Genomic DNA, 17,210 nt, shown 5'->3' on the forward strand with positions numbered 1-17,210 from the left:
CTTACTCCACAATATACCGGCCACGTTCGGCGACGGCAGACTTCACTAAGTCAATGAATGCATCTACTGACATAGTACCTAAATTTTTTCCTGAGCGGGTACGCACATTCACTGTACCTTCTTCAACCTCTCGGTCACCAAGAACTAACAGGTAAGGAATACGCTCTAGAGTACGCTCACGAATCTTAAATCCGATTTTTTCATTTCTCAAGTCAGAAATAGCACGAAGGCCATTTTCTTTGAGTTTTGCTACGACGTTCTCACAAGCTTCAGCTTGAGAATCCGTAATATTCATGACACATGCTTGTAACGGCGACAACCAAGGTGGCATGAAACCAGCGTAGTGTTCAATTAGTATACCAATAAAACGCTCAAAACTGCCAAGAATTGCACGATGCAACATTACAGGCTGATCACGATCATTGTCTTCAGTCACATAAGACGCATCTAAACGTTCTGGTAAGTTGAAGTCACACTGAATAGTACCACATTGCCATACACGTCCGAGACAGTCTTTCAATGAGAATTCAATTTTCGGACCGTAGAACGCGCCTTCGCCTGGTTGTAATTCCCATTCTAGACCCGCTGCATCTAAAGCATCTGCTAAAGATTTTTCAGCCATATCCCAAAGTGCATCATCACCCACACGTTTTTCTGGACGTGTAGAAAGTTTCATTTGCACTTCTTCAAAGCCAAAATCTTTATAAACATCTAAAGTCAGTTTAATAAAGTCTGCAACTTCCTGACCGATCTGTTCTTTAGTACAGAAGATATGGGCGTCATCTTGTGTAAAGCCACGTACACGCATAATACCGTGTAAAGAACCTGATGGTTCGTTACGATGACAAGAACCGAACTCAGCCAAACGAATTGGTAAATCACGGTAAGACTTCAAACCTTGATTAAAAACTTGCACGTGACATGGGCAGTTCATTGGCTTAACCGCATAGTTACGATTTTCAGAATGAGTCGTAAACATGTTGTCTGCGTAGTTCGCCGCATGACCTGATTTTTCCCACAATGTAAAGTCTACGATTTGTGGTGTCTTAATCTCAAGGTAACCATTGTCTTGCTGAACTTTACGCATGTATTGTTCAAGTACTTGGTAAATAGTCCAGCCATTTGGATGCCAGAACACCATACCCGGTGCTTCTTCTTGCATATGGAACAAGTCTAAAGCTTTACCAATTTTACGATGGTCACGCTTTTCAGCTTCTTCGATACGCTTGATGTAGGCAGCGAGCTGTTTCTTGTCTGCCCAAGCTGTACCATAAATACGTTGAAGCTGTTCGTTCTTCGCATCACCACGCCAGTATGCACCAGAGATTTTAGTGAGCTTGAATGATTTTAAGAATTTGGTATTCGGTACGTGTGGACCACGACACATATCCAAATAATCTTGATGGTAGTACAAGCCCATTTGTGTTTCTTCAGGCATGTCTGCAATCAAGCGTAATTTGTATTCTTCGCCACGCGCAGTAAATTCAGCAATAACTTCATCACGTGGTGTCATTTTTTTAACGACATCGTAATCTTGATCGATGAGCTTTTTCATGCGCTCTTCGATAGCTGCCATATCGTCTAATGTAAAAGGACGTGGCATCCAGATGTCGTAGTAAAAACCTTCTTCAATGACTGGACCAATCACCATCTTGGCTTCAGGGAAAAGCTGTTTCACAGCATGCCCTACAAGGTGTGCACAAGAATGGCGAATAATTTCAAGACCTTCCTCATCTTTTGGAGTGATAATTTGTAAGGTCGAATCTTCGGTAATTAAGTCACATGCATCAACTAAGCGATCATTTACACGGCCAGCAACAGTATTTTTTGCTAGACCAGGCCCGATACTTTGGGCAACTTCCATAACAGATACAGCGTGATCAAAACTCTTTTGATCGCCATTTGGCAATGTGATAATTGGCATAAAAAAATCCTTAAGGAGTGATGCCCTATACGAAGGAGCATTTCACCGCGAGATTATGATCGAGGCGAACCTCAAAATATAAAAACGGTGTAAATCAAAGTTAAAAAACCTGAAAGATTTTACACTTGTTCAAGCAATGTGAAAACCTTTGAGCCCATAAAATCATAAATACATTTTGCTTATCAGGTAAACAGCAATAAATGACTTAAAAAATATATTGGGGCGATTTTTAAATATATTTAGCACAAGTGGTTTAAGATGAAGAAAATAGCATTTTTGCTCATTTTTTGACTGGAAGGTATCGCCCTTTAAGACTAAAGCATAAATGCTTTGATGAATATTAAATCATATTTTCAAAGAATGAATTAAAAATAGAACACGGAGTTGTTTCACATGGTTAGTGCTTATGATGAGTTACCGCGTACACCGGCAAACTTTGTTGCGTTATCACCTCTACGCTACTTAGAGCGTGCAGCTTATATTTATCCAGATCAAGCTTCGATTATTCATGGTAAGCGCCAAATTTCATGGAAAGAAACCTACCAACGTTGTTGCCAATTTGCATCTCAGCTCAAGCAATTGGGAATTGAAAAAAATGATACTGTATCTGTCTTATTGCCAAATATTCCAGCCATGATTGAAGCGCATTTTGCAGTTCCTATGGCTGGTGCGGTACTCAACACCCTCAATACACGTTTAGATGCAAAAACAATCGCTTTCATGTTGGAACATGCAGAAAGTAAAGTACTGTTGGTTGACCCTGAATTTGTAAATTTGGCAAGAGAAGCCCTCTCACTGATTCCTAACCAACACATTATTGTGATTGATGTAGCTGATACAGAATACGAAGGTGAAAACCAGTTTTTAGGTTCTTTTGAATATGAAGAATGGATCGCTCAAGGCGACATTAACTTCTCTTGGCATTTACCAGAAGATGAATGGGATGCGATTAGCTTAAATTACACCTCAGGAACTACAGGCAATCCTAAAGGTGTGGTCTATCATCATCGTGGGGCTTATCTTAATGCTGCAAGTAATATTCTCGCTTGCGGAATGAAACCGCGTGCTGTGTACTTATGGACACTGCCGCTCTTTCATTGTAATGGCTGGTGTTTTGTATGGAGCATAGCAGCAAGTGGTGGAACTAATATTTGTTTACGCAAAGTCGATCCAGAATTAGTCATGCAATTGATTGCCGCACATAAAGTTGATTATTTCTGTGGTGCACCTATTGTTCTTTCAATGATTCTTAATTTACCTAAAGAAAAACAAACCAGCTTTGATCATCATGTTGAAGTTATGGTGGCTGGAGCAGCTCCTCCTGTTGCCATTATTGAAGGCATGCGTAACATGGGGATTAACGTAAACCACGTATATGGCCTAACAGAAACTTATGGGCCTTCTGCTTTATGTGCTTCGCAATCTGGATGGAATGAGCTATCAATTGCTGAACAAGCCCAGCTTCATTCGCGCCAAGGTGTACCCTACCCATTACAAGATAGTATGCGTGTGTTAGATCCCGAAACAATGCAGCCTGTCCCGAATGATGGACAAACCATGGGAGAAATTATGTTCCGTGGCAATATTGTCATGAAAGGTTATTTAAAGAATCCTCAAGCAACTCAAGAAGCATTTGCAGGTGGATGGTTCCATACCGGCGACTTAGCTGTTTGTCATCCAGATGGTTATGCAAAAATTACTGATCGTTCAAAAGACATCATTATTTCTGGTGGAGAAAATATTTCATCTTTAGAAGTAGAAGATGTTTTATATAAACATCCTGCTGTTTTAACCGCTGCAGTTGTTGCTAAACCCGATGCGCGTTGGCAAGAAGTACCCTGTGCGTTTATTGAGTTAAAGATGGGTGCTACGGCAACACCTGAAGAAATTATTGCACATTGCCAAAAAGAGTTAGCGCGCTTTAAAGTACCTAAAGATGTGGTTATTACTGAAATTCCAAAAACATCGACAGGTAAATTACAGAAATTCATTTTGCGCGAATGGGCAAAAGAACGAGCTGAAAATATATAAATAAAAAAGCGACGCTCAAGGCGTCGCTTTTTTACTATTGAAGAGCAATTAGCCTTGATCAGACAATAGGGCAATTTGCTGCACATAGTTAACAAATTTACCTTTTGATGCTTCAAGCTCTGCTTCACTCACTTCTTGACTTTTATCACGCTTGATTCTCAACACATGCTGACGCAATGTGTGACGCTCTGAGGCATTATAAATTTTGCTAAATTCATTAATTGCAGGATCGCCTTGTTCGATCATACGATCAACCCAACGCATCAATTGAGCCTGCTTTTTTGCGCCTTGCTGCGGAGTTAAATAAGACAAAATAACGGTCTCATCTTCATTGCGCAATAATTTACCAATACGTTGAAACTGACGACGACGAGCTTCAAAAGAACTAATGTTCTGTACTTCCATTAACGCATCAATTAAACGTTCATCTACTGGGAGTTTTTGAATCTGTTTAATAGAAAGTTGTGCTAACTGCTCGCCTAAAGCAGCCATACGTTGAACTGCTTTTTTCTGTTCTGTCTTACTTGCACGTCCTTCTAAAGAGCCAAAATCTTCTTCAGTATAACGTTGGGGACGACGTGCCACGATTAATCTGCCTCATAAAATTTTGCGGCGAATAACGCCTGTACTTCATTTAATGCTTGCTCTTCGTCGGTACCATCAATGACCAATCGCAAAGTGGTCCCTTTACCTGCACCTAACATCAGCAAAGACATAATATTTTTTGCATCTACTAAATGATCGCCTTTTCCAATTTGGATCGACGAACGAAATTTTGTAGTGACCTCTATCAGTTTTCCTGATGCACGAGCATGTAAACCGAGTTTATTAATTACATCAACAGTTGTGTCTATCATGACCAGTGCTTCATTTCTCTGTGTAAGACCTGAACAGACCATTCTGCCTCAAGTGCTTGTTTTAGTCTATCTACGATATAAACGGAACGATGTTGGCCCCCAGTGCAACCAATAGAAATCGTCATATAGTGACGATGTCCTTCAGCAAATGCTGGAAGCCATTTTTTTAAGAAGTGAAGAATATCGTCAAACATTTCGTTTGCTTGCGGACTTGCTTCTAAAAATAGCCTTACTGGCTCATCCAAACCAGAAAAACGTCTTAATTCTAAATCCCAATGCGGATTTGGTAAATGCCGTACATCAAAAACATAATCAGCATCTAAAGGAATGCCATGTTTATATCCAAATGACTGCAATATGACAATAAGCTTATCTGACTGGCCCAATTTAGACAGTAAAATATGCTTTAAATCATGAACACTTTTATCTGTTGTATCAATATGAACCGTGGCACGGAACTGAATTGGGAGCAGCAACTGCTTTTCTTCATGGATACATTGCAACAGACTTTTAAAACGATTAGCCAATGGATGTGGACGACGTGATGCACTAAAACGTGCAATCAAGTCCTGATCTTGGGTAGTGAGATAAATCACATCAACCGTGCCATGTTTTTGTAGTTGCTCAAAAACATGATCAAACTCTTGCATGTCTGCACGAGTACTTCGAACATCCACACCTAATGCCAATTGCTCTAGGTTATTTTCATGATCTAGCTTTGCCACAATTTCAGGCAGCAATGCCAAAGGCAAATTATCAATACAGTAATAGCCCAAATCTTCTAATACTTGGAGAGCTGAAGATTTTCCTGAACCAGACTGTCCTGTCACGATAAGTATACGCTTCATGGCATGGCTGTCCTTTGATCTGTTTATTGGGGTGTAAAGGCAACTTCTAAATTATCAATCAAACGAGTTGCACCCAATTTTGCCGCGACAAACAACACAATATCGCGATCAAACTGAGTAGCAGGTAACAGATTTGACTGACGAGCTTCGACATAATCCACAACAAAGCCATTATCTGTCAACTGAGTTTTAATATCTTCTAAAACTTGTTGTAGATCTTTACCTTGATGTAACTGCTGTTCAGCTTGCTTTAAACTTTGATAAATAACCGGAGCGACTTGACGTTGTTCAGGGCTTAAATAACCATTTCTTGAGCTAAGGGCTAAGCCATCTGCTGCACGAACAATTGGCACGCCAATGACTTCTAAAGGGATATTTAAGTCTTGTACAAACTGACGAATCACTGCTAACTGTTGATAATCTTTTTGACCAAAGAAAGCATAATTAGGCTGCACAATATTAAAAAGCTTAGTGACCACCAACGCTACGCCATCAAAATGACCTGGACGCGAGCTACCACATAAAGCATCCGTAATTTGGCTGACACTTATGTTGGTTAAGCGAGGCTGAGTACCGTACATTTGATCAACCGATGGCGCAAAAATAATGTCACAGCCGACATCGGCCAATAGACGACTATCTTGCTCTAAAGTACGAGGATAGTTATCAAAATCTTCACCCGGCCCAAATTGAGTTGGATTTACAAAGATGCTAACAACGACAACATCACATAACTTTTTCGCTTCACGAACAAGTGTGAGATGTCCTTCATGTAGATTTCCCATAGTTGGGACAAAACCAATAATTTTACGCGCAGCTCTAGCAGGGTTTAAAGACGCTGCAAGACCTTGTATGGTGGTTTCTGTTTTCATGAATTACAGCTCAACGTGGAAAGTATGTTCTTTGGCAGGGAATGATTGATCCTGCACAGCAGCGTGAAAAGCTTTAAATGCATCTAAAATGGCAGTTTCACCAGATTGTTCTTTCATAAAGTTACGAACAAAACGCGCAACTCGACCAAAAGTTAAACCCAGCATGTCTTGTACTACAAGTACCTGACCATCAGTCGCATTACCCGCACCAATACCAATTACAGGCGTATTCGGGAATAGTTCAGCAATTTCTTGTCCCAACTGAGCAGGTACACATTCAAGCAATAGAACTGCTGCGCCAGCCTCAACCACAGCTGTACAGTCGGCAATAAGCTGATCTGCTGCTTCACGTGTTTTAGCTTGTAATTTATATCCACCAAATACGTGTACAGATTGAGGAGTTAAGCCTAAATGTACGCAAACAGGTACGCCATTACGGGTTAAAACCTGTACGGTCTCACTTAACCATGCACCGCCTTCAATTTTGATCATTTGAGCGCCAGCTTGCATGACTGTTCTTGCGTTTTGCAAAGCATCATTTAAAGTCGCATAACTCATAAATGGCAAGTCAGTCATAATCAAGGCATGTTGGTTACCACGACGAACTGCTGCCGTATGATAAGCCATGTCTTCAACAGTTACAGGTAAAGTTGAGTCACGACCTTGAATTGCCATTCCAAGAGAATCACCAATTAAGATAGTATCAATTTCAGCAAGTTCCATTGCTTTTGCCATACTCGCATCGTAACAAGTTAGGCAAGAGAACTTACGTCCTTCGGCTTTAAATTTTCTTAAGTCACTTAGACTAATCATGATGGTATCCTCTACAGGAGTTTGCAGAACGTAATAAGTCAGACTTTAAGCCCAAGACTCATCAGCAAGTACAGTCAGCGTTGGCTGCTGTAAGAGTTCTAAATTTTTAAGTGGCTGATCATCAATATGTAAATCAGCATCTAAATCTAATAAAGGAATTACAACGAAATCTCGTTCTAAAATTCCAATGTGCGGCACTGTTAAGCGCTCATTTTGAATTTTTTCATTGCCATATATCAGCAAATCCAGATCTAAAGTACGCTCGCCCCAACGACGAAGACGCACACGACCAGCTTCTTGCTCAAATCGCTGCAACTGATCTAATAAATCTAAAGGCGTGAGATCTGTATGTAACTCGGCTACAGCATTTAAATAATTTGGTTGATCTTGAGGCCCCATAGGTGGGCTTTGATAAAGTCTAGAAACTTTCACCGCACCTAAAGTTTTAAGCTTAGCAATGGCTTCAGATAAAATTTGGCGCGAATCGCCCAAATTACTACCTAAACCAATATAAGTCTTCGTTGTCATTGCGTTGGCCCAAAAATCACTTGGCTTAAATCGCGTTGTACTCGCTTACGCTTCAAAATCGGATGATCATTCATCGTCCCGCCTGCGTCTGAAGCAGTGGCTTTTTCAATAAAACGCCCCATCGATTGGTCTTGTCGAGTACGTTCTTTTTTCCCACGACGACTACGTGGTTCCGGAACATCAACCAAAGGCTCGATTTCCGTTTCAACTTTATTGTTTTCAACAGATTCGGTAGCAGCTTTACGACGACTTTTAGCTTTCTGGCGATTGTACTGGCTAATCGCAGCTTCTTTTTCGTCATTCGACATTTCTTGGTAGGCTTCCCACCAGCTTCCCATTCCTTGTGTCGTGTCATCACCCGACTTTTCACGAAGTAACAAGAAGTCAAAACCAGCACGGAAACGTGCATGTCCTGCCAATGCTTCTATTTGCTGTGGTTTTGGATTAAGCAAACGAGTCTGCATTTCCCAAACTTCACGAATAAAAGTTTCTGCAAAACGAGGAATCACTGTGCGTGTTGCCTGACGCTTTAATACATCTAAACCTGCCTGTGCACGTGCTTCAGCGGGTACAACACCTTTAGATAAATAAAATTCACAACGTTCTAAAAATGGTTGCCACAATAAGACCGCATAGAAAAATGCCGGATTAATTGTTTTACCAACTTGAATACGTTGATCTGTATTCTTTGCTGCTCTTAAAATAAATGGTGTAAGGTTCGGCTGAATATCTGCAAAGAGTTGTTTCCAGACTCCAAACTCAATCAACATTGGCAAAACACGTGCCAGATGCCCCATTGTAAAAAGCTTCTGCGATTCATCATATAAACGATGCGGAGAAACATCACGCAGTAACTGCGTCATCCCTACATCAAATATATCGAGAATATTTGAATCAATTTTGAAATTTAATTTGGCTGCAAAACGTAAAGTTCGCAGCATACGCACTGGGTCTTCTTCAAAACGCTGTGCTGGATCACCTAATAAACGTAGAGTTTTATTTTTTACATCATCAATCGCTTTGCAGAAATCGAGCACAATACTCTTACGCGGTTGGTAATATAGCGTATTGATAGAAAAGTCACGGCGAGCAAAGTCTTGTTCGATGGTTCCCCAGTTATTGTCACGTAAAATCATGCCCGAGGCACTGGTGACTGCTTTTTTAGGAGGAGCACGGAAAGTTGCAACTTCAATAAGCTCACGCCCTGAATAGACATGTGCTAATTCAAATCGACGGCCAATGATTCGACAACGTCGACCAAAAACTTCTTTAATTTGGGAAGGTGTTGCATTAGTGACTGCATCGAAATCTTTAGGATTGAGCCCTAGCATTAAATCACGGACACCACCCCCAACAATATAAGCTTCATAGCCTGCTTTGGTCAGGCTATCGATCACATCTAAAATCGAAGAAGGAAGTTGGGCTGTGGACAAACCACATTTTGACGCTCGCAAGGTTTGCAAAAGACGCTGTCTCCTACGTCAGGACGTAAATAACAAGTTGTCGCTAATCATAGCTCTAACGCACACAAAGGGCAATTTGATTCTCTGTAGTTTGCGCATGAAATGACAATTGACAGACAGATAATTTATAAAGTCAAACGCGCTTTATTCTTTTCAAAAATGGCTGGACCAATGCCTTTTACATTTTTAAATTCATCAATATTTTTAAAGCCACCATTCTTTTGACGGTATTCTACAATCGCTTGAGCCTTTTTCTCACCAATACCTTTTAGCTTTTGAAGCTCATCAATACTGGCTTGATTCAAGCGAATTTGTCCTGACGAATCAGACATAGCTGAGCTTTTTGAAACATTAGAATGAGAGGCGTGTTGCATGTTCAACTTCTGATCATACATCTGTTGCTTCGCCTTCCATTCCTTAAAATTTTGATCAAAAGATTGAGCGTGAACAAAGTTTGATGAAATCAGGCTCCAAAATAAAGCAATGAAAATATAGTGTTTATTCTTCCAAAGATTCATGCTGAACTGCATGTGTTTTTTCCCCTAACTTTAACTGCCGCTTTGCCTGATTCCACAATTCATCCATTTCAGACAAAGTCATGTCTTCTAATGTTCTTTGCTGTTTTTGCGCTTGATCTTCAATAAAAGCAAAACGACTTCTAAACTTATGTATTGTTGATAAAAGTGAAGATTCACTTGAAATCGCAAGTTTACGGCCAACATTGACTAATGAAAACAGGCAATCTCCAAATTCATCTTGAATTTCATCAATATTTTTATTTTTTAATGCCTGCTTAAACTCATCCAATTCTTCTTCTAGTTTTTCATAAGCATCTTCTACTGTTTCAAAATCAAACCCAACCTTAGCAACATTTGCTTGTATTTCTTGTGCCTGTAATAGAGCTGGTCCATGTTTAATTTCATCCAACCTTGATTGTGGTTTTCCTTGTTTTTCTTGCTGTTTAATTTTTTTCCAAAGCTCACTGACTTGTTCTGGGGTTAAGTTATTAAATTGATCTACCTGAAAAACATGGGGATGGCGACGAATTAACTTTTCACTGATTGCATCAACAACATCTTGAAAGTTAAAAGCACCTTGCTCGCTAAACATCTGTGATTGAAATACAACTTGTAATAACAAATCGCCTAGCTCATTTCGGATTTCATTCATATCGCCTTGACGAATCGCCGCCTCAACTTCATATGCCTCTTCAATCGCATATTTAGTCAGTGACATTGGGGTTTGCTCTTGATCCCACGGACATTTTTCACGTAACTCTTGCATAATTTTAAGCAATTTATCCATGGTAACCCTCAAGTTTAAAAAGTCGGTCAGTAAAACTAAGATTTTAATTTGCTATGATCAAAATCAAAGCGATTAAATCAGTCGCACTATTGTACTGAGAAAGAGAAAAAATATGGGATACAGTATTCTGATTAGTGGCGCTGCTCAAGGTATTGGGGCTGAAATTGCACGGGTATTCTACAAACAAGGATATACAGTGGGCATTTATGATATTAATGAATCGCTTGCTCAAGAACTAGCAAATACCTTAGGGCCAAATGCTTGTGCCGGCTACCTAGATGTAAGTGATTACAGCCAGTGGCAACACATATTAAAAGAATTTACCGAATGGGCTGGCGAACTTAATATTTTGGTCAATAATGCCGGTATTTTATATTCTGGAGCATTTGAAACAACTGATATTAAAGCTCATCAAAGAACAATAAATATTAATGTAAATGGCGTCATCAATGGCTGTCATGCTGCTCTACCCTATTTAAAACAAGCGTCTTTTGCACGCGTCATCAACCTTTCTTCAGCCTCTGCAATTTATGGGCAAGCTGATTTAATCTCTTATTCAGCGAGTAAATTTGCAGTTCGCGGAATTACCGAAGGTTTGGATGTGGAATGGAAAAAATATGGTATTCGTGTTTTAGATGTAATGCCGCTATTTGTACAAACCGCAATGGTTAACAATATGGATGCAGGCACCATTCAAAATATGGGAATAGATTTAACCCCAAATGATATTGCTCAGCAGGTGTTTACGCTTGTAGAGAAAAAAGCTCACTTTTGGACACCTACTCACACTCCGGTTGGCATAAAAACCAAACTGCTTTATCAGCTCTCAACATTAAGCCCTCAGTTTTTAAATCGACTTACCAATATTTATTTATCGAGAAAGTAATTTGCAATAAAAAAAGGCTGTCATTTGACAGCCTTTTTACTCAATTTATTAAACGCCTTGAATCATACGTCGCGCACTAATAATTCCTGGTTGCTGCTCTAAGCGAGCCAATAAACGAGAAAGCTGTGCTAAACCTTTAACCTCAATGAGCAACTTCATATTAGCAATACCATCTGCCTCAGAAATTGTATTGACCTGCCGAATATTGATTTGGTCAGAGAAAATCACTTGAGTTAGGTCTTTAAGCAGGCCACGACGATCATAAGCTTCCACCACAATCTGAACGCTTTGACCACGTGTTGGCTGCATTTCCCAATCAGCTTCAACAGCACGCTCTGGCTCTTGCTTAATCATACGTTGATAGTCTGAACAAATGACTTTATGGATGCTAACACCACGATTCAAAGTAATATATCCAGCGATTGATTCACCATGCACCGGCTGACAACATTGAGCAATGTGAAGCTCTACATTATCTAAACCATCAATTAAAATTCCATGTGCTGATAGCGTATGGCTTGCACGCGGATTTAATGTTGGTTTAAGTACTAGCTCAGGCTCATCCTGATCTAGATGCATTTGGCGATTCACCTGATTAATCAAGGCATGTAAGCTAATATCACCACTAACCAGACTTACTAAAATGTCATCGCCCGTTTTCACATTAAAGTGTGACGAATAATCGTTTAGGTCGATACTTTTTGGATGAATCGCTAGACGAGCTAACTCTTTATTAAGGAGTTCTCGGCCTACTTCAAGATTTTTACTACGGTCTTGCTGTCTAAACCAATGACGCAGCTTGTCACGTGCACGAGAGGTTTTAATATAACCTAAAGAGTTCACCAACCAGTCACGGTTTGGTTCACGATCTTTTTTAGTTAAAATTTCAACCTGTTCACCCGTTTTTAAAGTATAGGTAAGTGGTACGTAACGCTGGTTGACACGCGCCGCATAACACTTGTTCCCTACTTCTGTATGCACGTGATAGGCAAAATCTAAAACTGTTGAACCGCGCGGCAACTCTTTAATATCGCCATCACGACTAAAAACATAAATTTTCTCAAAGCCTTCAAAGTCTTGTAACTGTTCAAAGCCTTCAGTTTCATCTTCGTTTTGATGTACTGTCGTGTCATTACGTTCTTGATAGTGCTCTAAAACAGCACGCAATGAATGCAAACGATGGTTAAAAGAATGGTCAGTATTCTTTGAACCTTCTTTATAGTTAAAGTGCGAACAAACACCTAACTCTGCTTCATCATGCATTTCATGAGTACGAATTTGTACTTCAAGAGATTTATTTTCAGCAATTACAGCAGTATGTAATGAGCGATAACCATTTGCTTTTGGGTTGGTAATATAGTCATCAAACTGATGCGGAATATGGCGCCAGATTTGATGTACGATACCTAAAGAGTGATAACACTCTGGCACACTATTGACCAATACACGCAAAGCACGAATGTCATAAAGTTGGTCGAAGCTCAGGTTTTTGCTCTTCATTTTTCGATAAATCGAATAAATGTGTTTTGCACGACCTGTAATTTCAGCTTCAATGCCGTAAGACGCTAACTCATTTTTCAAACGATCAATGACGAACTGAATATAATGCTCACGCTCTAAACGCTTTTCATTGAGTAATGAAGCAATTTCTTTATAGCGGTCTGGAGCCAAATAACGAAATGCTAGATCTTCAAGTTCCCATTTAAGCTGAGCAATACCGAGTCGATGTGCCAAAGGTGAATAAATAGTAAGAATTTCACGTGCTACACGTTCTTGGCGTTCGCGAGAGGAATTTGCCAACTCTCGTAGAGAATAGGTACGTTCAGCAAGTTTAATTAAAACAACACGAACATCTTCGGTCACTGAAATCAGCATTTTATAAATGCCGCTTAAATGTTCTCGCTGATTATTATTAAAATGATCTTCTAACCGTTTATTTTTCTCAATGAGTTCTGAGAGTTTACCCATCGCCAAAGTACCTTTGACAAGGTTATAAACTTGCTCTCCGAATTTCTGTTTTACTTCTTCTATATCGGTAATGTCTTCACGCACACTACGATAGAGCATTGCTGCCGATAGAGTATCTTCATCTACATGGAGATGCGCCAGAATGTCAGCCATTCCAACGCCTGTAGCGAAAGTATTTGAACGATGATTAACCGTTGAGTCTAACTCTTTTTGCAGGGTTAAATGAGCAACCTGCTCAAGCTGTTCAAGCTTCGCCCCGTCTAATATTTCACGCACCCGATCCAACCATGAGGCTAAACCGATTTGCGTTTCGGCGGCATGCTCTACAGTCGTTTCCTCGGACAACTCAGTTAGTTGTTCAGGTAACTGTTCACGTACTGTGACCATACCATTCTCCTCAATATGTAACTCATGTTTTTAATCGTTTATCTCTTGAATTTTTTCAAATAGTGCAATGGATTCAACATGTTCGGTATGTGTAAACATGTCCATCACCGCTGCTTTTTTTAACTGGTAACCATATTGGACCAAAACACCCGCATCCCTTGCCAGTGTAGCTGGATTACATGATACATAAACGATTCTTTTTGCTCCAAAATTTGATACATACTGCATAATTTCATATGCACCAGCACGAGGAGGATCAATCAATAATGCATCAAATCCTTGATTCGCCCAAGAATGATGCGAAAAATCTTTTGTTAAATCTTGTGAAAAGAAGGTCGCCTGCACCAAACTATTGCATTTTGCATTAGCTGTTGCTCGCTCCACCATTTCCTCACTCCCTTCAACACCGACAACCTGCCCACTTTCACCAACACATCGTGCTAACGGAAGTGAGAAATTGCCCAAACCGCAAAATAGATCAAGTACTTTTTCACCTAGTTGCAATTGAAGCAATTCACATGCCAATTGAACCATCTGTTCATTTACTGTGGCATTGACCTGAGTAAAATCCAATGGCGAAAAAGCAAAATTTACATTAAATCTTTCTAAAGCATAATGTAAACGTAAAGCACCTTGCTCATCATCAACACGATGAATGCTTTCTGGACCTTTAGGTTGCAAATACAACTGCCAGCCTTTGTGTAACGCAAATTGCTTTAATTGGTTGACATCAGAATTGTTTAATTTTTCTACATGACGAACCAATAAAGAAACTTCATTATCACCTTTTGCTAATTCTACATGACCAATGTGTGCTTTGCCTTTTAGACTTTGGAGTAAAGTACGTAACTCAGGCAGACTATTTGATAAATTTTTATCCAAAACACTACAGCTATGGATCGAAGTTAGACGATTACTGTGATGTTCTCGAAACCCCATAATTAATCGATCTGGTTTTGGCAGATAGCGCACGCCTATTCGAGCACGACGACGATAATCACTTTGTAAAGATCGAATCGGTTCTAGCCATTGTTCAGGTTGAATACCTGCAAAATGCTGTAAATGTGACTGGAGTACATTTTGCTTTAAACGAATTTGTTCATCAGGATGGATATGCTGCATGCTACAGCCACCACAAACACCATAATGAGGGCAAATTGCCTCAATACGATGTGCTGAAGGCTCTCCTAACAACTGCAACATCTCTGCCTCTTCAAGGCGCTTCGCTTGATGGGTAATTCGTGCCTTTACAGTTTCTCCGGGCAATGCATAGCGAATAAAAACTTTCTTACCATGCTTATCTGCAGGATGCTCAGGATGAGAACCATAATGCGCAATTCCCCGCCCCTCATGAGAAAGTGTTTCAACCTGAAAAATATATTCGGGCTGTTGGAGGTTGCGAGATTTGGCTTGTTGTTTCAAAGGATGAACCTAAAAATCTGAAGAATTAAAATAGTGAGAAGTAAATTCAGTATGTTTTGAAGTACGTTCCCATACTTCAAGAAAATCAGCCTGCTGAGGGATAGCCTGTAAATATTCAATACTCGAACTGATCCAGTGGTTATGTTCATCTGCATTCAATTGGCCTTTTAGCACTAACCAACGCAAATAAATAAACCACGTATTGAGCACATCCCCTTCACAATAGCTAGTCAATTTTAACCACTGCTGCGTACGGACATATTCAGGCACATGATAACCCGACTCACCACGCTTACCCGGCAAACCTAAAATACAGGCAATATCATCAAGCTTTTGAAAATTACGACCATTAAACATTGCCATCACATCCATTAAATCGATGTGGCGATGGTGATAACGGTTTTGATAATTATTAAAACGCTTTTGGCTATCAATTTCACCTTGATCAAATAGACCCGGTGCAGAAAGCCCGTGATACATCGCGCGAAACAGAATGACAGGTAAATCAAATTGTGAGCCATTCCAACTCACTAAAGTCGGATGGCGCTTATCAAAAATAGATAAAAATTTCTGCAAAATTTCTGCTTCAGAATATTGTTCTCGACTAAAAGAAAATAATCTAAAACCAGACTCATCCACCCATAAACCAGAAATACAAACGATTTCATGTAAAGGCAAACGCTGAAAATCCATGCCAGATTCTTGGCGACGGATTTTTGTGAGCGCTTGCTCTACATCGGTCTCAGGTAAATCAAGATGATATAAATGCGCTCCCGCTTTTAAATCAGTTAAAGTTTCAATATCAAAAACTAAGGTAGGGAAACGCATGATTTCTCTCAATTATGAGTTATCGTCCTGTACTGAAAACAGTCCTGTAGATAAGTAGCGATCACCACGATCACAGATAATGCAAACAATAACAGCATCCGGATTTTCTTCTGCAATTTTTACTGAAGCCCACACTGCCCCACCAGAAGATGTACCTGCACTAATTCCTTCCTGACGTGCTAAACGGCGAGCCGTTTTTTCCGCTTCAATTTGCGGAATATCCATAATTTTATCAACACGCTTTGGATCGAAAATCGTAGGTAAATATTCTTGTGGCCAACGGCGAATACCAGCAATATTTGAACCTTCAGAAGGCTGTAAACCAATAATTTGAATATCTGGGTTTTGTTCTTTTAAATATTTTGAAATTCCCATGATGGTACCGGTTGTACCCATTGAACTCACGAAATGAGTAATCTTCCCACCTGTTTGCTTCCAAATTTCAGGGCCAGTGGTCAGGTAATGGGCTTCGACATTATCTGGATTGCCAAATTGATTAAGGACCAGACCTAGACCTTCAGCTTGCATTTGCAAAGCCATATCTCGTGCAGCTTCCATATTCGGTGCTTCAATCAATTCTGCGCCATAAGCACGCATTGCATCCTTACGCTCCTGACTTGAATTCCCTGGCATGATTAATTTCATTTTATAGCCACGCATTGCAGCCACCATTGCCAAAGCAATACCCGTGTTTCCACTTGTTGCCTCAATTAAGGTATCTCCTGGCTTAATTTGACCACGTTTTTCTGCCTGCATAATCATGTTATATGCTGGACGGTCTTTTACAGAACCTGCCGGATTATTACCTTCCAATTTTGCTAAAACCGTTGCCTGCGTGTGACACGCCAAGCGCTGCAAACGGACTAGAGGTGTGTTACCTACATAGTGATCTAACAAAAATTCGTCGGCTAAAAAATCAGGTTGTGTATTACTCATGATCAACACCTATATCGAGGTGGGCCTATTGTATGAAAAAATGCTTGGTACTGCACCCATTTCAATATGCTTTTTCATAAAAGCGATTAAAGCTCGGTCATTTATAAAATGCCGTCTGTTTTAAAATAAAGCGTGATAAGAT

16 protein-coding genes are annotated in these 17,210 nt (G+C 40.0%); 2 read left to right on the plus strand and 14 right to left on the minus strand.

All coding sequences use genetic code 11. The features are described from left to right. Nucleotide 1: 1 nt before the first annotated feature. Entirely contained in the window at nt 2-1,924 is a 1,923-nt protein-coding gene (gene thrS, locus SOI81_RS14505; protein WP_016144362.1) for a threonine--tRNA ligase, read from the minus strand. Between the two features lie 393 nt (nt 1,925-2,317). Between thrS and alkK the strand changes: the two genes are divergently transcribed. Next, entirely contained in the window at nt 2,318-3,955 is a 1,638-nt protein-coding gene (gene alkK, locus SOI81_RS14510) for an acyl-CoA synthetase (RefSeq protein WP_320540938.1), read from the plus strand. A 48-nt stretch (nt 3,956-4,003) separates the two neighbouring features. On the opposite strand, the gene yjgA is transcribed toward alkK, so the two are convergent. The 9 genes from yjgA to mazG all read right to left on the minus strand — a co-directional run bounded on the left by yjgA (nt 4,004) and on the right by mazG (nt 10,641). After that, a complete protein-coding gene (gene yjgA, locus SOI81_RS14515; RefSeq protein WP_016142178.1) occupies nt 4,004-4,540 on the minus strand; it encodes a ribosome biogenesis factor YjgA in 537 nt (178 codons plus the stop codon). Nucleotides 4,541-4,542: 2 nt separating this feature from the next. Then, on the minus strand, nt 4,543-4,812 hold the full coding sequence (locus tag SOI81_RS14520) for an HPr family phosphocarrier protein (protein WP_000567533.1): 270 nt from the start codon (nt 4,810-4,812) through the stop codon (nt 4,543-4,545). Further along, a complete protein-coding gene (gene rapZ, locus SOI81_RS14525) occupies nt 4,809-5,660 on the minus strand; it encodes an RNase adapter RapZ (protein ID WP_002117179.1) in 852 nt (283 codons plus the stop codon). Before rapZ ends, SOI81_RS14520 begins: the two co-directional genes overlap by 4 nt. Nucleotides 5,661-5,683: 23 nt before the next feature. Next, complete coding sequence (gene panC, locus SOI81_RS14530) at nt 5,684-6,532, minus strand: pantoate--beta-alanine ligase (protein WP_239974793.1); 849 nt, start codon at nt 6,530-6,532, stop codon at nt 5,684-5,686. A gap of 3 nt (nt 6,533-6,535) precedes the next feature. Then, entirely contained in the window at nt 6,536-7,345 is an 810-nt protein-coding gene (gene panB / locus SOI81_RS14535) for a 3-methyl-2-oxobutanoate hydroxymethyltransferase (protein ID WP_002117298.1), read from the minus strand. Between the two features lie 45 nt (nt 7,346-7,390). After that, a complete protein-coding gene (gene folK / locus SOI81_RS14540; protein WP_151748474.1) occupies nt 7,391-7,873 on the minus strand; it encodes a 2-amino-4-hydroxy-6-hydroxymethyldihydropteridine diphosphokinase in 483 nt (160 codons plus the stop codon). Then, nucleotides 7,870-9,336, minus strand: a complete 1,467-nt coding sequence (pcnB, locus tag SOI81_RS14545; protein WP_239974795.1) for a polynucleotide adenylyltransferase PcnB — start codon at nt 9,334-9,336, stop codon at nt 7,870-7,872. The genes folK and pcnB overlap by 4 nt, the downstream gene beginning before the upstream one ends. A gap of 125 nt (nt 9,337-9,461) precedes the next feature. After that, entirely contained in the window at nt 9,462-9,866 is a 405-nt protein-coding gene (locus SOI81_RS14550) for a ComEA family DNA-binding protein (RefSeq protein WP_151748476.1), read from the minus strand. Beyond that, on the minus strand, nt 9,835-10,641 hold the full coding sequence (gene mazG, locus SOI81_RS14555) for a nucleoside triphosphate pyrophosphohydrolase (RefSeq protein WP_320540939.1): 807 nt from the start codon (nt 10,639-10,641) through the stop codon (nt 9,835-9,837). Before mazG ends, SOI81_RS14550 begins: the two co-directional genes overlap by 32 nt. 112 nt (nt 10,642-10,753) lie before the next feature. On the opposite strand from mazG, the gene SOI81_RS14560 reads away from it, so the two are divergent. Beyond that, entirely contained in the window at nt 10,754-11,527 is a 774-nt protein-coding gene (locus SOI81_RS14560) for an SDR family oxidoreductase (protein ID WP_320540940.1), read from the plus strand. A 48-nt stretch (nt 11,528-11,575) separates the two neighbouring features. Here the strand turns inward: SOI81_RS14560 and relA are convergent, their stop codons facing one another. Genes relA through cysM form a run of 4 tightly spaced genes read right to left on the minus strand, consistent with a single transcriptional unit; the run spans nt 11,576 to nt 17,068 of the window. Further along, entirely contained in the window at nt 11,576-13,882 is a 2,307-nt protein-coding gene (gene relA, locus SOI81_RS14565; protein WP_016142186.1) for a RelA/SpoT family protein, read from the minus strand. Nucleotides 13,883-13,912: 30 nt separating this feature from the next. Next, nucleotides 13,913-15,304 carry a 23S rRNA (uracil(1939)-C(5))-methyltransferase RlmD gene (gene rlmD / locus SOI81_RS14570; protein ID WP_320540941.1) on the minus strand — a complete coding sequence of 464 codons (1,392 nt, stop codon included), beginning with the start codon at nt 15,302-15,304 and terminating at the stop codon, nt 13,913-13,915. Between the two features lie 9 nt (nt 15,305-15,313). After that, a complete protein-coding gene (locus SOI81_RS14575) occupies nt 15,314-16,132 on the minus strand; it encodes a 3'-5' exonuclease (protein WP_320540942.1) in 819 nt (272 codons plus the stop codon). Nucleotides 16,133-16,144: 12 nt separating this feature from the next. Continuing rightward, the gene (gene cysM, locus SOI81_RS14580; RefSeq protein WP_016142189.1) at nt 16,145-17,068 is read right to left on the minus strand and encodes a cysteine synthase CysM; all 924 of its coding nucleotides are present in this window, start codon (nt 17,066-17,068) and stop codon (nt 16,145-16,147) included. Nucleotides 17,069-17,210: the final 142 nt, after the last annotated feature.

Source organism: Acinetobacter pittii (assembly GCF_034067285.1).
In the GTDB taxonomy this organism is placed as follows: Bacteria; Pseudomonadota; Gammaproteobacteria; order Pseudomonadales; family Moraxellaceae; genus Acinetobacter; species Acinetobacter pittii_E.

Bases quoted from the DNA above. Each gene is read 5' to 3' on its own strand.
- relA (WP_016142186.1), bottom strand. From the start codon at position 13,882: ATGGTCACAGTACGTGAACAGTTACCTGAACAACTAACTGAGTTGTCC.
- folK (WP_151748474.1), bottom strand. From the start codon at position 7,873: ATGACAACGAAGACTTATATTGGTTTAGGTAGTAATTTGGGCGATTCG.
- SOI81_RS14520 (WP_000567533.1), bottom strand. From the start codon at position 4,812: ATGATAGACACAACTGTTGATGTAATTAATAAACTCGGTTTACATGCT.
- panC (WP_239974793.1), bottom strand. From the start codon at position 6,532: ATGAAAACAGAAACCACCATACAAGGTCTTGCAGCGTCTTTAAACCCT.
- rapZ (WP_002117179.1), bottom strand. From the start codon at position 5,660: ATGAAGCGTATACTTATCGTGACAGGACAGTCTGGTTCAGGAAAATCT.
- SOI81_RS14550 (WP_151748476.1), bottom strand. From the start codon at position 9,866: ATGCAGTTCAGCATGAATCTTTGGAAGAATAAACACTATATTTTCATT.
- SOI81_RS14575 (WP_320540942.1), bottom strand. From the start codon at position 16,132: ATGCGTTTCCCTACCTTAGTTTTTGATATTGAAACTTTAACTGATTTA.
- thrS (WP_016144362.1), bottom strand. From the start codon at position 1,924: ATGCCAATTATCACATTGCCAAATGGCGATCAAAAGAGTTTTGATCAC.
- mazG (WP_320540939.1), bottom strand. From the start codon at position 10,641: ATGGATAAATTGCTTAAAATTATGCAAGAGTTACGTGAAAAATGTCCG.
- alkK (WP_320540938.1), top strand. From the start codon at position 2,318: ATGGTTAGTGCTTATGATGAGTTACCGCGTACACCGGCAAACTTTGTT.
- cysM (WP_016142189.1), bottom strand. From the start codon at position 17,068: ATGAGTAATACACAACCTGATTTTTTAGCCGACGAATTTTTGTTAGAT.
- SOI81_RS14560 (WP_320540940.1), top strand. From the start codon at position 10,754: ATGGGATACAGTATTCTGATTAGTGGCGCTGCTCAAGGTATTGGGGCT.
- panB (WP_002117298.1), bottom strand. From the start codon at position 7,345: ATGATTAGTCTAAGTGACTTAAGAAAATTTAAAGCCGAAGGACGTAAG.